The organism is Microcystis sp. M53602_WE12 (genome assembly GCF_030065455.1).
In the GTDB taxonomy this organism is placed as follows: Bacteria; Cyanobacteriota; Cyanobacteriia; order Cyanobacteriales; family Microcystaceae; genus Microcystis; species Microcystis aeruginosa.
This window is the reverse complement of sequence record NZ_JASJFB010000209.1, coordinates 1-14,284: the sequence shown is the minus strand read 5'-3', so window position 1 is coordinate 14,284 and position 14,284 is coordinate 1. Positions and strand designations below refer to the sequence as shown.

Annotated in this window: 11 protein-coding genes and 1 pseudogene; 8 read left to right on the top strand and 4 right to left on the bottom strand. The window is 44.0% G+C overall.

Features of this window, described 5'->3' with window-relative positions; all coding sequences use genetic code 11:
* A pseudogene (locus PX482_RS07665) lies at positions 1 to 337 on the bottom strand (hypothetical protein); the annotation flags it as partial.
* 90 nt (positions 338 to 427) lie between these two features.
* Here PX482_RS07665 and PX482_RS07660 point away from each other — a divergent pair.
* The 4 genes from PX482_RS07660 (at position 428) to PX482_RS07645 (ending at position 4,232) form a co-directional block, all read left to right on the top strand.
* A complete protein-coding gene (locus PX482_RS07660; protein ID WP_002737069.1) occupies positions 428 to 805 on the top strand; it encodes a hypothetical protein in 378 nt (125 codons plus the stop codon).
* A gap of 284 nt (positions 806 to 1,089) precedes the next feature.
* Entirely contained in the window at positions 1,090 to 1,950 is an 861-nt protein-coding gene (locus PX482_RS07655; RefSeq protein ID WP_043998978.1) for a shikimate dehydrogenase, read from the top strand.
* Between the two features lie 29 nt (positions 1,951 to 1,979).
* The gene (locus PX482_RS07650) at positions 1,980 to 3,023 is read left to right on the top strand and encodes an AI-2E family transporter (protein WP_002758265.1); all 1,044 of its coding nucleotides are present in this window, start codon (positions 1,980 to 1,982) and stop codon (positions 3,021 to 3,023) included.
* A 222-nt stretch (positions 3,024 to 3,245) separates the two neighbouring features.
* Positions 3,246 to 4,232, top strand: a complete 987-nt coding sequence (locus tag PX482_RS07645) for a DMT family transporter (RefSeq protein WP_002758263.1) — start codon at positions 3,246 to 3,248, stop codon at positions 4,230 to 4,232.
* Here the strand turns inward: PX482_RS07645 and PX482_RS07640 are convergent.
* Entirely contained in the window at positions 4,209 to 5,438 is a 1,230-nt protein-coding gene (locus PX482_RS07640; RefSeq protein ID WP_288094734.1) for a class I SAM-dependent methyltransferase, read from the bottom strand. The genes PX482_RS07645 and PX482_RS07640 overlap by 24 nt on opposite strands.
* 137 nt (positions 5,439 to 5,575) lie before the next feature.
* Between PX482_RS07640 and PX482_RS07635 the strand changes: the two genes are divergently transcribed.
* The 3 genes from PX482_RS07635 to PX482_RS07625 all read left to right on the top strand — a co-directional run bounded on the left by PX482_RS07635 (position 5,576) and on the right by PX482_RS07625 (position 8,544).
* Positions 5,576 to 6,445, top strand: a complete 870-nt coding sequence (locus PX482_RS07635) for an MBL fold metallo-hydrolase (protein WP_002758261.1) — start codon at positions 5,576 to 5,578, stop codon at positions 6,443 to 6,445.
* 126 nt (positions 6,446 to 6,571) lie between these two features.
* A complete protein-coding gene (ubiE, locus tag PX482_RS07630) occupies positions 6,572 to 7,270 on the top strand; it encodes a bifunctional demethylmenaquinone methyltransferase/2-methoxy-6-polyprenyl-1,4-benzoquinol methylase UbiE (protein WP_002758259.1) in 699 nt (232 codons plus the stop codon).
* Positions 7,271 to 7,305: 35 nt separating this feature from the next.
* Positions 7,306 to 8,544, top strand: coding sequence for a DUF445 domain-containing protein (locus PX482_RS07625; protein WP_002758258.1), 1,239 nt, complete (start codon positions 7,306 to 7,308; stop codon positions 8,542 to 8,544).
* A 183-nt stretch (positions 8,545 to 8,727) separates the two neighbouring features.
* Here PX482_RS07625 and PX482_RS07620 read toward each other — a convergent pair whose 3' ends face one another.
* Positions 8,728 to 9,432 carry an LmeA family phospholipid-binding protein gene (locus PX482_RS07620; RefSeq protein WP_288025145.1) on the bottom strand — a complete coding sequence of 235 codons (705 nt, stop codon included), beginning with the start codon at positions 9,430 to 9,432 and terminating at the stop codon, positions 8,728 to 8,730.
* A 157-nt stretch (positions 9,433 to 9,589) separates the two neighbouring features.
* The gene (locus tag PX482_RS07615) at positions 9,590 to 10,396 is read right to left on the bottom strand and encodes a TPM domain-containing protein (protein ID WP_002758255.1); all 807 of its coding nucleotides are present in this window, start codon (positions 10,394 to 10,396) and stop codon (positions 9,590 to 9,592) included.
* Between the two features lie 496 nt (positions 10,397 to 10,892).
* Between PX482_RS07615 and PX482_RS07610 the strand changes: the two genes are divergently transcribed.
* A complete protein-coding gene (locus PX482_RS07610; RefSeq protein ID WP_288097040.1) occupies positions 10,893 to 13,727 on the top strand; it encodes a leucine-rich repeat protein in 2,835 nt (944 codons plus the stop codon).
* Positions 13,728 to 14,284: the final 557 nt, after the last annotated feature.

Here is a 14,284-nt window from a genome sequence, read left to right as displayed (position 1 = left end):
GTGGGGTGTAGGGTGATGGGGTGTAGGGTGATGGGGTGATGGGGTGATGGGGTGATGGGGTGATGGGGTGATGGGGTGATGGGGTGTGGGGTGTAGGGTGTAGGGTGTAGGGTGTAGGGTGTAGGGTGTAGGGTGTAGGGTGTGGGGTGTAGGGTGTGGGGATAATAAATAAAAATAATCTCCTGACTCCTGAATACTGACTCCTGAATACTGACTCCTGAATACTGACTCCTGAATACTGACTCCTGTCTCCTGTCTCCTGACTCCTGTCTCCTGACTCCTGACGACCGGCTACTGATGACCGGCTACTAACCCCACCAACAGACTTATTCAGCACACCCTACCTGGCTTTTTGTCATAAATATTGATATGATTTAACAATCAGCAGCAATTTATGGTAAATATATTTATTTAGGAGAGCGAGAAAATGGCTGGATTCTTTGGCCTGTTTGGCAATAAGACGAAATACGTCGATGAACCGATGGATATGAGCGCACCGGAACCGAAAGAGGCTTTTTACTTGGAACCCGATGACGCTAAAACTCTCGGTGATATCGACTTTATGCGGACACCGATCACGATCCGACGTACTTTCCCGAAAACTGCCTCGAATAAAAAGGGTGGCGAATCGATTAAACAGATTTCTTCTATGGAAGTCAGCAAAGTCACCGATAACGGTATTGTGGCAAAATCGGCTACTTCCGAGGCTAATAGTAAGGCTAACGCTGCTAATGATAACGTTCGTCGCGCTAACGATGACAATATCAATCCTTTCCTGAAAATGGCCCGCGAAATCAAGAAATAGTATAGGGTTTGCTGAATAAATCTAAAAACCTTGTTGGGTAAAACTTTTAGACCTTTTGGCCATCAAAAAGTAATGGATCTGGGAGTTATCGGGGGAAAAATCCCTGGACTTTTTCCCTGAAAATTAGGTAATTGACCCCCTCAAAATCGGTAAAACCCTACACCCCACACCCCACACCCTACACCCTGCCCCCAGGAAAAACTTTTTCAGCAAACCCTAGTATAGTAAGGTGAGCATTGGCCACCCTTGATATCAAACTTTGGTGGGGAAAGCCCACCTTTTTTATGACCATTATTAACGGAAAAACCAAGTTATTAGGCGTAATCGGCGATCCCATCGGCCATACTCTTTCTCCCCCCATGCACAATGCCGCTATCGATGCCTTGGGGCTAAATTATGTCTATCTTCCCCTACCTATCGCCCCGGAAAATTTAGCAACTGCGATCGCTGGTTTGTCCGCCATCGATCTACAGGGTTTTAGCGTCACAATTCCCCATAAATTAGCAATTATTCCCTTATTATCGCAAATTACCGAGAAAGCAAGGCTAGTGGGCGCAGTTAACACCGTCTGGCGCACGGAAACCGGCTGGCAGGGAACGAATACCGATGTGGATGGCTTTCTCGCACCCTTGAAATCCCTTGACAAAGATTGGAGTCAGGTGAATCCAGTTATTTTAGGCAATGGCGGCGCGGCCCGGGCGGTGGTGGTGGCTTGCGCCCAGTTGGGCTGTGGCGAAATTCATGTGGTAGGACGCAATCAAAAGAAATTAGATCCTTTTAAAGAAAGTTGGGCGAATACAAGCCTCTATGACCTCCTAGAAGTGCATGGCTGGGACGAATTAGAGGGGCTGGTATCCACCACAGAACTCCTGATTAATTCTACCCCGATCGGAATGTCCCCCCAGGGCGAACAATCCCCTGTTGAGTTAGAATTATTAGACCTTTTACCCCCATCGGCGATCGCCTACGATCTAATTTATAATCCCCGGCCGACCAAATTTCTCCGGTTGGCCCGGACTAGAGGGATAAGAATTATTGATGGGTTAGAAATGTTAGTTAATCAGGGAGCGATCGCACTAGAAATCTGGTTAGGTCAACCCGTCCCCGTCTCGGTCATGCGGGAAGCTTTGTTAAAACAATTCTAAATGCTAAAATCCTATTTCTAGCTTTATTTATGCCCCCTTCTAGCTCCTTTTGGAAAACTCTGAATAACTCGATTCTAGTGCGCTATCTATTATTATTTGGCTGTGGCTGGAGTCTAATTATCTTAATTAACTATTTCTACGGGATGATCGCTATTTTTACTGGTTCGGCAGTCCTGGCCGCTCTATTAAATTATCCCGTGGTTTGGTTATCCCGTTATCTACCGAGAGGACTAGCCATTGCTATTACCACCCTAGTAGCTTTTATCCTCCTATTTAGATTAGTCACAGGCATAGGATTAGAAGCGGTTAATCAGGGGAGAGGACTACTATTCAATCTTACCGATGCCCTTAGTCAAAAAGATTTTTTACCCTTTCAAGACTTTCTTGATCGATTAGATTTAAATAAAATGGTGGGAAGCTTACAAACCGGTTTAGCCACGGGTTTATCGCTCGTACAGGGAGTTTTTTCCAGTGTCTTTACGGGCATTTTCGGGGCGGTGATCAGTGTTTATATGCTCATCGACGGTGATAAACTCTGGCGAGGTTTTTTGCAACTTCTCCCCATAGCATACCGGGAGCGTTTTGCCAAGTCTTTTCGACAAAGTTTTCTGGGATTTATTCGCGGGCAACTGTTGTTAATGCTCTTTTTATCGGTGACGAGTTTCTTAAGTTTTTCCCTATTAGGAATCAAATATGGGCTAATTTTAGCGAGCATTCTCGGTGTTATCGATGCTATCCCTGGTATCGGGGCAACCCTGGGCATTTTGTTGGTAACTATCTTGACTTTTACCTCCCAGGGACTAGCAATTGCCGTTAAAGCTTTTATTGTCTGTGTTGTCTTGGTGCAAATTCAAGATAATATTATTCGCCCTAAAGTTATGGGCAATGCCCTAGAATTAAACCCGGTAATTTTATTTTTATCTCTCTTTATCGGCGAAAGAGTTGCGGGATTATTAGGGGTTTTTCTATCCATTCCTATCGCCGGAATGATTGCGATCTGGATCGGATCGAGCGAAGAAAAACCAATAACAGCTTTAGAGGAAAATCAGTTAGGAGAAAGTCAAGAGAATTAAGAGCCGATCCCCAGTTTCTACTATACAATTAGGGAAATTTGTTATCTACAAAACTCGATCGCTAAGTAGGTAGGCGTTAAAAGTTATCAGATCCCCCCGCCTATCGGCACCCCCCTTATCAAGGGGGGATTAAGGGGGGATCGGCACCCCCCTTATCAAGGGGGGCAGGGGGGATCGAACCTAAAATCCATTTTTAATTTAATTATAACCAGCTACTTACCTATGGAAAACCTAGATTTAAAGAAATCCTCGCCCCTCTTATTTATCTCACCGTTTTTTCTCTGGGGAACAGCGATGGTAGCGATGAAGGGTGTTATCCCCCATACTACCCCCCTATTTATGGCGGGAATTCGCCTTGTCCCCGCCGGAATGTTAGTTTTAATAGTAGCTTGGTTTTTAGGTCGTCCTCAGCCCAAAACCCTGCAAGCGTGGCTATGGATTGCCCTTTTTGCTCTGATGGATGCCACTCTTTTTCAAGGTTTTCTGGCATTGGGATTAAATCGCACCGGGGCAGGGTTAGGATCGGTAATTATTGACTCCCAACCCCTAGCGGTGGCTTTAATGTCCAGTTGGCTATTTAAAGAAGTTATCGGTGTCTGGGGTTGGTTGGGATTGGGTTTAGGGATTGGGGGAATTAGTTTAATTGGCTTGCCCGATCAATGGTTTTATGACTTTTTTGGACAAAAAGGGTTAAATATTGACTTTAGCTGGCAGGAATTACTAAATAGCGGCGAAATGCTCATGCTTTTGGCTTCCCTATCCATGGCGGTGGGAACAGTCTTAATCCGGTTTGTCTGTCGTCATGCGGATCCCGTCAGCGCCACGGGATGGCACATGATTTTAGGAGGATTGCCGCTATTTTTAGCTTCAGGTTTCACCGAATCCCATCAATGGCAAAATATCGATTTAAATGGTTGGTTAGCTTTAAGTTATGCCACGATTTTTGGTAGTGCGATCGCATACGGAATATTCTTTTATTTAGCCGCCAAGGGCAATTTAACCAGTTTAAGTTCTTTAACTTTTTTAACTCCGGTTTTTGCCCTCACTTTCGGGAATTTATTCCTCGGTGAGATGTTAAGTGTATTGCAATGGGTGGGGGTATCTTTAACCCTCGTTAGTATTTATTTAATCAATCAAAGGGAAAGAATCGCCCCACAATTGCGGGCAATTTTTGCTAATCTTTCCTCACTTATACCCAAAAGCAACTAACTCAAATTCCGTGCGAATTACCTCGACTCTGGCAAAATTTGCTTCTTGTAATTTTTGGTTGAGATTTTGAGAAGTAAAACCTGTTTTATGAGCCATATAGGGCATTCCGGGGACTTCTGTTCCCATGCCGTAAAACATCCATAAAGCCCGCACGGGACCACCGGGAGAAATATATAAAGGTTCATTTTCCATATCGCCTCTAGCGACAAATTCGGCGGCAGTTTGCATATCGGGAACTACGATCATTAAAAAGCCTTCGGGTTTAAGAATGCGTTTAAATTCCTCTAGGGCGATGGGAACTTCGTAATGATAAATATGTTCTAGATTATGACTAGAAAAAACCGCATCGACGGAGTTATCGGGAACGGCACTTAAATCGGTAATAGTTCCTAAAATATCTGGGTTAACAGCAGTATTGATATCGAGGCGAATTTCTTGCCAATTGCCATCGCGGAATAGTTGGGGTAAAGCTTCGGGATTATAGGGACCACAACCCACATTTAAAACCAGTTTTTTCGGGGATTTTAGCGCTGTTATCCCTGGGGGAGCATTCCAAGCTAATAAACAAATATTTGTCAAACCAAGCAAACCGTGATTAGCGACTTGATCATCTAAAATTATCTGAGCTTGGGGATGGGTTTTAGTAAAATCTTTTATTGCCTGTTGGAGAGCGGGATGCTGACATTTATTGATGATAATTAAAGCGGAATCAGACCAGAAGTTTTTGGCTAAAAGCAAGGAGATAAAGAGAGAGCGATAGTCTTCGGCGGCATCGTAGTAATAAACTCCCAGCTTTTCTTCACTGTTTAATTCTTCCAGATCATCGAAAAAGTTTTCCGTTTCTTGATCGCTTAAAAATATTTGTTCTGATAGTTGAAAATCCTCCAAATCCTGGGATAATATAGTTAGTTTTTCTCCCGATGGATCGTATTTAAAAAAAGCTTCTACGCCATAACCGTAGCGATCGCTATTATCGCAGAAAGCGGCGACTAAACTACCGCGACGAAAACAACCCACTTGACAGTAAACCTCGTCCGGTTGCAGACAGGCAACGGCGAGATTGAGCAGGGGAAAGAGATTGCGATCGGGATAGGAGGCGGTTTTTTCGCTTAAAAGGGTTAATTGCTCGGAAATAGGCGACATTAAAGCCGATCCCCAATCCTGATACTGTTGAGGCAATTGTTCTAAGAATTTCTGTAAATCCATGCTCTTGCTTTCCCGAAAACTATAATCCTTTTCCACTATCGTAAATCATCGTGCTTGTCATCAGGTCACAGACTTAATTGTGGAAGAGTGCTAATCTGATCTATTAGCCCATCAGTACCAGTAGAGAAACTTCTGATATGCTCTACAACTGCTTCCAGATCAAATTTTGGGGAGTAAGGGGGAGTATTCCCTGTCCAGGTTCGGAAACCGTTCGTTATGGTGGTAATACTTCCTGTGTAGAGATGCAAGTCGGTAGAGAAAGATTAATTTTTGACGGTGGTACGGGGTTACGCCTACTAGGACAGTCTTTGATGGCAGAAAGTCCAGCGAAAGCCCATTTATTTTTCAGCCACTCCCATTGGGATCATATTCAGGGTTTTCCTTTTTTTATCCCTGCTTTTATCCGGGGCAATACTTTTAAAATCTACGCAGTTCCCTCCCCCAACGGAGCAACCATCAAGCAAACATTACACGATCAGATGTTACATCCTAATTTTCCCGTGCCTTTGCAGATTATGCGGGCCGATTTAGAATTTTATAATCTAGAAATGGGCGAAACCCTCCACTGTGGGGATGTCACCGTCGAAACCCGTCCTTTAAATCATCCAGGAGAAGCGGTGGGTTATCGGGTAAATTGGCAGGGTTTATCGGCAGCCTATATTACCGATACCGAACATTTTCCCGATCGCCTTGATGATAACGTTTTGGCTTTGGCATGGCAAGCGGATGTGATGATTATTGATGCTACCTACACCGATGAGGAATACAACGATCCTAAGTATTCTAAGGTGGGTTGGGGTCATTCCACTTGGCAGCAGGCAGTCAAAATCGCTCAAGCAGCGCAAGTTAAGCAGTTAGTTCTATTTCATCACGATCCGGCCCATAATGACGATTTTCTCGATCGCATTGGGGAAGAGGCAAGAAAGATTTTCCCTGAAACTATTCTCGCCCGGGAAGGCCTCTCGATCGAATTGCGGCCGGGAGATGATCAGATAGATGAAGTGTAATCTAAGTCACTGTTCCCCACCATGAAGATAACTGCTGTAGATGCTCAACAGCTTATCTCCGTGAGCGCAGATAGGATAGAATGGTATAACTTCATCTGGGATTTTCTCTGATGCCATATTATAAAAATGTCCAATCAATCCTCACCTAACTCCACAGAAATACAAGCAATTTTTGATCAGATCGCTCCCGAATATGACCGCCTTAATCAAGAATTAAGTTTAGGATTACACCGTATCTGGAAATTAATGACAGTCAAGTGGTGTCAACCCGAAAAAGGAGATTTTGCCCTCGATATCTGTTGTGGTAGCGGCGACCTGACTAACCTATTATCAAAACAAGTGGGTAAAACGGGCAAAGTGATCGGACTAGATTTTTCCCCACAACAATTAAAAATCGCCCGTCAACGTTTTAGTGCCACTAATATTAACTGGATGGAAGGGGATGCCCTTAATTTACCCTTTGCCGATTCTAGCTTTGATTGTGCCACTATTGGCTATGGATTACGCAATGTGGTGGATACTGCCCAATGTTTGGGGGAATTATACCGAGTCCTCAAACCGGGTGCTAAAGCGGCGATTCTTGACTTCCATCAACCCACCGAAACCATCGCCAAACTATTCCAAAACTGGTATCTCGATCATATCGTCGTTCCGGCTGCCGAGCGTTACGGTTTAACTGACCAGTACGCTTATATTAGTCCCAGTATCGATCGCTTTCCCCGGGGCCCAGAACAGGTAAAATTAGGCTATCAGTCGGGATTTTCCGGCGCTGTTCACTATCCACTCCTAGCAGGACTGATGGGAGTGTTAGTCTTGAAGAAATAACTCACTCACATTTCCGTTTATTTTTTGCTGCTAAATTGAATCTCCCTACTCTTTGGACATGGATCTTACCGCCGATCGCGGGGGCAATTATTGGCTATTTTACGAACGATGTAGCCATAAAAATGCTATTTCGTCCCTACAAGGCGATTTATATCGGTAAGCGTCCTCTTCCCTTCACTCCGGGGTTAATTCCTCGCAATCAAGATCGATTAGCTGTTCGGGTATCGGATACGATCATGGGTTCCCTGTTAACCCCCGAGGAACTACAAAAACTGGCTAAACGACTCCTCGACACCGAAAGGGTACAGGGGGCGATACTCTGGCTGTTACAATTAGCTTTAAAACAAATAAAAGGCGATCGGCAAGCAAAAACAGCCGAGATTTTGGCGGCGATTCTTCATGATTTATTCGGGGAATCTTTAGCGAGATTACTAAAAGTTTTAGCCCGACGGCAGGACTTTTTAGAAAAACAGATCAATCAAATTTTTGATCGCCTAGTCTTAGAATTTTCTCTCAGTGAACAACAGGCGCGACAATTCTCCGATTGGCTATTAGAAACCGTCCTACCTGCTGATGTTATCCGTCTAGCTTTGATCGATTTTTTAACCGATCGCAATATTCAAGTTATCGATGAAGGATTTCGGGAAAAAACCAGTGGAACCTATTGGGTAGTAGCCAATTTATTCGGTTTACGCAATGCCCTGGCCCGCTTACGCACTTTTTGCCTTGATGAAAAGGATTTAGCTAATACCAGAATCAAAGAATTATTACTATCTTTAGAGATGCGTAATCGTCTGAAAAACTGGTTACAAGGTATCTCTTTGCAAAATTTACCTATCTCCACCGTCAGACAATTGCGTAAAACCACTAGAGACACGGTGCGAATTTATATTCAAGAAAGTGGCGAACAATTTCTGCAAGATTTTGGACAAACGATCGACTGGGATCAAATCGCTAATTTAATTATTAATCGTCTGCAATCCTCGGTGTCAATGACTACATCATTAGGGGTAATTAGTCAAGAGTTAGCGTTAATTTTAGAGCGTTATCTAGAGGAAGATTTAGAGAAATTAGTCGCCCAAATTATCCCGATTCTCAACATCGATCAGGTAATCCGCGATCGGGTAAATGCCACTTCCCCTGCTGATCTGGAAAATGCTATTCAAGGAATTGTTAAACAGGAATTACAGGGAATTGTTAATCTTGGTGGTATTCTCGGTCTTCTAGTTGGACTAATACAAACAATTATTTTAATTGCACAGAATCCGGGGTAATAATTAGGGTCTGCTGAAAAAGTTTGTTGGTGGGGGCAGGGTGTGGGGTGTGGGGTGTAGGGTGTGGGGTGTGAATTTTCCCCGTGAAAAAGCCTTAATCTAACAAGGTTTTTAGATTTATTCAGCAAGCCCTAATTAGGTGGGTTAAACTAAGTTAACCCACCGGAATCATCCCGTTTATTTTTAAGGTAAAATCAAAAAACTTCCCTGACAGAAAAGAGTTTTATCGTCGAGAATAAAAGATTTAATCTCCACATCTTTGCCTAAATCGACGGTAAAAGGTTGCAAATCAATAGATAAATCTGGGGCTAAACCTTGCCATTGTCGGGGACTAATCCCTAAAGTGCGGGCATCTTTTAAGGTAATATCAGCAGTAAAAATTACTTCTGCACCTGTTTCTCTATGGCCGAGAAGAGAGAAATAGCCCTGATTTAGAAGAACATTTTTCCAGTTAAAACGCTGTTGTGAGATAATTTCTCTGGCGTTAACAATTCCGTTATTTTCTAGGGAAAAAATTAGTAAATCGGCAAAAGCATTAACTAAAATAGTCGAGGCGATCGAATTATTTAAATCCTGCTCGTTAATTTCCACCTCACCGCTAACCCGAATAGGTTCCAAAATTTTTAGGGGTTTCCCTCGCAAAACCTGCCCAATATTAAGACGAATATTTTCCCCTCTTAATTGCGCTTTACCTAAATGTAAACCTTGATAAATCGCTCTTCCTACGGCTAAAAATACCCCGGGGATATAACCGCGCAAAATTTGCCGATCATGACCGTGCAGCTGCATTTCTAAATCTTCTATCTGTTCTACTTGCGTTCTTAAGAACAGACGTACTGCTGGCGGCAAAACCTTACTAATAATCTCACTTTGAGTATTGACCCACATAAACGTTATCTCACTCACTCCACAATTTTTCCAATTGTAACAGAGCTAGATCGATCGAACCATGAGGGGCTGCCGTCAGCTATCGGTTATAGGTAAAAACTTCGCTACTTTCTTTTCACTGATTACTGATTACTGATCACTGAAAAGCCGCTAATTTTTAGGTTTTTGAGGGGTTGAGGGAATTAAAACGAGGGGAAAGATAGGCGACTAAAACTCCAAGGGCAAAACCGATTAAATTGCGGAAAAGGGGCAGTAATTCACTGGTGCGAGTAACCACCGGTCCGATGCCAAAAGCAACAAAGAGGATAAACCAGAGGGGAGAGACAATTAAAACCCATTGCCAAGCGAAAACCTGTCCTTCTTTGCGAGGAATACCGGCAAAACCGAAGACTAAACCGCCGACAATTGAGGTAATTAAAGTTAAAATCCACTGTTCCTTCGGTAAACCGGGGACCACCGCACAACCACCTTTAACTAAACAGCCTTTTACCGTGTCCAAGGATTGTACGATCGCGTTATTTTCGCCATTTTCCCGGACAAAATACATATTACCGAAACGGGCCTGTAATTCGATCCAAAAAGTGCGGGGTAAAAATTCATAGACGGCATCACCAATACTAAAAGATAGTAGATTACCGCCGCGACCATCGGCCACTAGGAGAATACTTTTATCATCCAATCCCCAGAAATTAATCACTGCCCGGCCGGGGCTGCGGTCATATTGGGTTAAAACTCGCATTTTCCAGCCGGTTTCCCCTTGAAATGTCTCGATATCTCGGATTAATGCCTCTTCCTGTTTTGCGGGTAGATAATTGGCTAAATCAACGATCGGAGTGGCTTGATTGGGCAGTAATTCGGGATTATTCACCGCTAGAGCTTGATCCGGGCAGATAATCCAACCCAGACAGCTAATGACACCAATTACAAGAGCGATCGAGATTCCTCGGCAAAAACGATTGAGCATAGCACTTCTAGACAATGAGAATTTTTTCAGCAAGGGTGTAGGCTAACTTTCAGTTTCTTTACACTTATTTACTTTATCTTAAGGGAATTCTCAACTTTAGTCACCCAGTTAGGGACTTGCGCTTTGATAATGTACCTTTTGGGCGAACGCAGTTCGCCCCTACATTGTGGACAAAATCCGTTACTGTAGGGGCGCAAGGCTTGCGCCCTCCGATCGCCCAGGTTTGCTGATCACCCTAAGTAGGGGGAGAGCCTTTGAGAGTCCCCGCAGCTAAGGGACTTGCGCTTTGATAATATGCCATCTGGCCGGCCTGATTCTTCTACAGAGCGATTTTCTGGCTAGGATATTATTCCCACGCAAGTCCCTTATCGGTCATCAGATGCGAGTTTTCAGTTCACTCTCCAGAAACTCAACTCAAGCTGATGAGGTCTCAACCAGTTGCATTAACTGGATCTTTTGCCAAAATGGAGTAAATATAGTAGCGGGGGGATGGTCAATGACAGCACAGGAAGTATTAGAGTTAATTCAACGGGCAAAGGACGAAAGAGCGAGGAAGTTGGATCTGTCCAAAAAAAACTTAACAGAAATTCCCCCCGAAATCGCTGACCTCACCTCCCTGCAACTCCTCGACCTCAGCAATAACCAAATCAGCGAGATTCCAGAAGCACTCGCTCACCTCACCTCCCTGCAACGCCTCTTTCTCTACAATAACCAAATCAGGGAGATACCAGAAGCGCTCACTCAACTCACCTCCCTGCAATACCTCTATCTCAGCAATAACCAAATCAGCGAGATTCCAGAAGCGCTCGCTCAACTCACCTCCCTGCAACTCCTCGACCTCAGCCATAACCAAATCAGGGAGATTCCAGAAGCGCTCGCTTACCTCACCTCCCTGCAATACTTCAACCTCAGCAATAACCAAATCAGCGAGATTCGAGAAGCACTCGCTTACCTCACCTCCCTGCAAGACCTCGACCTCAGAAATAACCAAATCAGGGAGATTCCAGAAGCGCTCGCTCAACTCACCTCCCTGCAATACCTCTATCTCTACAGTAACCAAATCAGGGAGATTCCAGAAGCGCTCGCTCAACTCACCTCCCTGCAACTCCTCGACCTCAGCAATAACCAAATCAGCGAGATACCAAAAGCGCTCGCTCAACTCACCCCCCTGCAAGTCCTCTACCTCAGCCATAACCAAATCAGGGAGATTCCAGAAGCGCTCACTCAACTCACCTCCCTGCAAATCCTCGGCCTCACCAATAACCAAATCAGGGAGATTCCAAAAGCGCTCGCTCAACTCACCTCCCTGCAAGTCCTCTACCTCAGCAATAACCAAATCAGGGAGATACCAGAAGCGCTCGCTCACCTAGTCAACCTGAAGCGATTAGTCCTCGAAAATAACCCGATTACCAACGTTCCCCCGGAAATTATTCGTCAGGGATGGGGTAAAAAAATGTTGGATGATGGCAACCCGCAGGCGATTTTTAGTTATCTCAAGGATAAAGGGAAAAAACGCCCTCTTAATGAGCTTAAAGTTTTATTGGTGGGGGAGGGGGATGTGGGGAAAACTTCCCTGTTAAAGCGGTTACTGCACAATACCTTTAATTCCGGAGAACCCAAGACCCCCGGCATTAATATTGAAAAGTGGCCACTGCCCCAAAAACCCGATATTCGCCTCAATATCTGGGATTTTGGCGGTCAGAAAGTGATGCAAACCACCCATCAGTTTTTTCTGACTAAACGCAGTCTTTATCTGCTTGTCCTCGACAACCGCAAAAACGAACAGCAAAACCGTCTGGAATACTGGTTAAAACTCATTGAAACCTACGGAGGCAATTCTCTCGTGATTATCGTGGGTAATTGTGCCGATGAACATCCCCCCCAAGTTAAGATCCGCACCCTCCGGAAAAAATATCCCCAAATCACCAAGCTAATCGCCACTTCCTGTAAAACCGGTGTGGGAATCGAGCAACTTGTGCAGGAAATCGCCTCTCAAATCGATGCTATTCCCCATATCAAAGATTCATTGCCTAATAGTTGGTTTGAGATCAAAACTCAACTAGAAGCGATGCAAAAGACTTATGACTTTATTTCCTACGAAAAGTATCAGGAAATGTGTCAGACAGCCGAGATTAAAGAGGCCAGCGATCAAAAAAGTTTAGTGCAGTTTCTCCACGATCTCGGTATTGTCCTTAACTACCAAGATGATCCGCGACTGAATGAAACCAATGTCCTGAACCCGGAATGGGTAACTGACGGTGTTTATGATATTCTCAATAATCACGATTTGATGGTGCAAAAAAAGGGCATTCTTTCACTGCCAGATCTGGAAAATATTCTCAAACAACCCCAACGTTATCCCGAAAATAAACGCGGATTTTTGATGGATTTGATGGGAAAATTTGAACTCTGTTTTCCCCTTGATGGGTACAGTCCCGCTCGCTATCTAATCACCGATCTTCTACCCATCGATGAACCGGATGTGGATAGCTACGAAAACGCACCTTTACACTTCCAGTACCGTTATGATATCCTGCCCGGTAGAATTATTTCCAGCTTTATCGTCCGTAATCACCAGATGATCTATAAAACCATGCGTTGGCGTAGTGGTGTGGTTCTGACAATGGATCTTAATAAAGCTTTGGTGCGTGCCGACGAGGAAGATAACTACATCAGCATAAAAGCCCAGGGTTCCCGTGCTAGTGCGCTTTTAGCTATTATTAAGACAGATTTTGACAAAATTCACGCTACTATCCCTAATTTAGCCGTACAGGAAAAGTTAGTGATTCGAGAATTGCAAGGGGAAAAACCCACCGGGGTAGAAGTTCCCGTCGATTATCTCCATCTGATAAAACTCGATCACCAAGGTGTCGTGGAGGCAATTCTCCCCGGTTTGCGCGGCAAATATAATATCCGCAATATCTTAGAAGGGGTGGAATCTAAGACAGAAAGAGCAAGAGATATCGATATAAAGGAGGAACGTAGCCGCAAAAGCCGAGAAAATCGCCCTATGAGTCCCAAAACGCCAGAAACTCCCAATCTCCTGAAACCTAGTCTCGCTTTGTTGCTGGTTTTAGCTGTGGTTGCTTGTATAGTTGCGGTGATTGCCCATTTTGTGCCAGATTCAAAGCATATTACCAGCGTTTTGACAATTATTTTTATCTTTGCTTTTATTGTCTTTGTGTTATTGCTCTTGACGGGTAAAATCAATCAAACGACCTTTAATCAGCTTTTTGAAGTTTTGTCGCGATTTATCCCTACTTTTAAAGGACAAGAACCCAAAACCAACAACGATGACACCCCCCAAGAAACCCCCAAATCGGAGCAGTAAAGATTTGCTTACCACAGAAAGGTAACTTAGGCGAAAAAGTTTACAAATATTTAGGGTTTGCTGAATAAATCTAAAAACCTTGTTGGATAAGGCTTTTAGACTTTTTTTCCCTCAAAAAGTGCCTACCATTGGAGTGATCGGGGGGAAAATTCCTGGACTTTTTCCCTGAAAATTAGGTAGTTGACCACCTGAAAATCGCTAAAACCCCACACCCTACACCCTACACCCCACACCCTACCCCCACGAAAAACTTTTTCAGCAGACCCTATTTATGGTTTGCTGAAAAAGTACGGGCGAAGCATTCGGTTAGAAAATCTCCGGTTTCACCGACCAAAATCGATGTCCTTTCTTGATAATGTGTCTTTCTGCTACTAACATTATTATTCGTTGTCTTTTAACTCAGCGTCGGGTTTTGAAGGGTTGTCATCCGTTGTGATAATTGTACCAGAAGGCAATTGATAGCCTGTTAAATTCGGCTCTTCGTTACTCTTTATGCTAAATCAACAGACAAGATGCCAAGACAACATACTTCTAACCCAAAAATTCCGAAAGTTTCT

Coding starts and splice junctions, on each gene's coding strand:
- PX482_RS07660 (WP_002737069.1), top strand. CDS start 428: ATGGCTGGATTCTTTGGCCTGTTTGGCAATAAGACGAAATACGTCGAT.
- PX482_RS07655 (WP_043998978.1), top strand. CDS start 1,090: ATGACCATTATTAACGGAAAAACCAAGTTATTAGGCGTAATCGGCGAT.
- PX482_RS07650 (WP_002758265.1), top strand. CDS start 1,980: ATGCCCCCTTCTAGCTCCTTTTGGAAAACTCTGAATAACTCGATTCTA.
- PX482_RS07645 (WP_002758263.1), top strand. CDS start 3,246: ATGGAAAACCTAGATTTAAAGAAATCCTCGCCCCTCTTATTTATCTCA.
- PX482_RS07640 (WP_288094734.1), bottom strand. CDS start 5,438: ATGGATTTACAGAAATTCTTAGAACAATTGCCTCAACAGTATCAGGAT.
- PX482_RS07635 (WP_002758261.1), top strand. CDS start 5,576: ATGCTCTACAACTGCTTCCAGATCAAATTTTGGGGAGTAAGGGGGAGT.
- ubiE (WP_002758259.1), top strand. CDS start 6,572: ATGTCCAATCAATCCTCACCTAACTCCACAGAAATACAAGCAATTTTT.
- PX482_RS07620 (WP_288025145.1), bottom strand. CDS start 9,432: ATGTGGGTCAATACTCAAAGTGAGATTATTAGTAAGGTTTTGCCGCCA.
- PX482_RS07615 (WP_002758255.1), bottom strand. CDS start 10,396: ATGCTCAATCGTTTTTGCCGAGGAATCTCGATCGCTCTTGTAATTGGT.
- PX482_RS07610 (WP_288097040.1), top strand. CDS start 10,893: ATGACAGCACAGGAAGTATTAGAGTTAATTCAACGGGCAAAGGACGAA.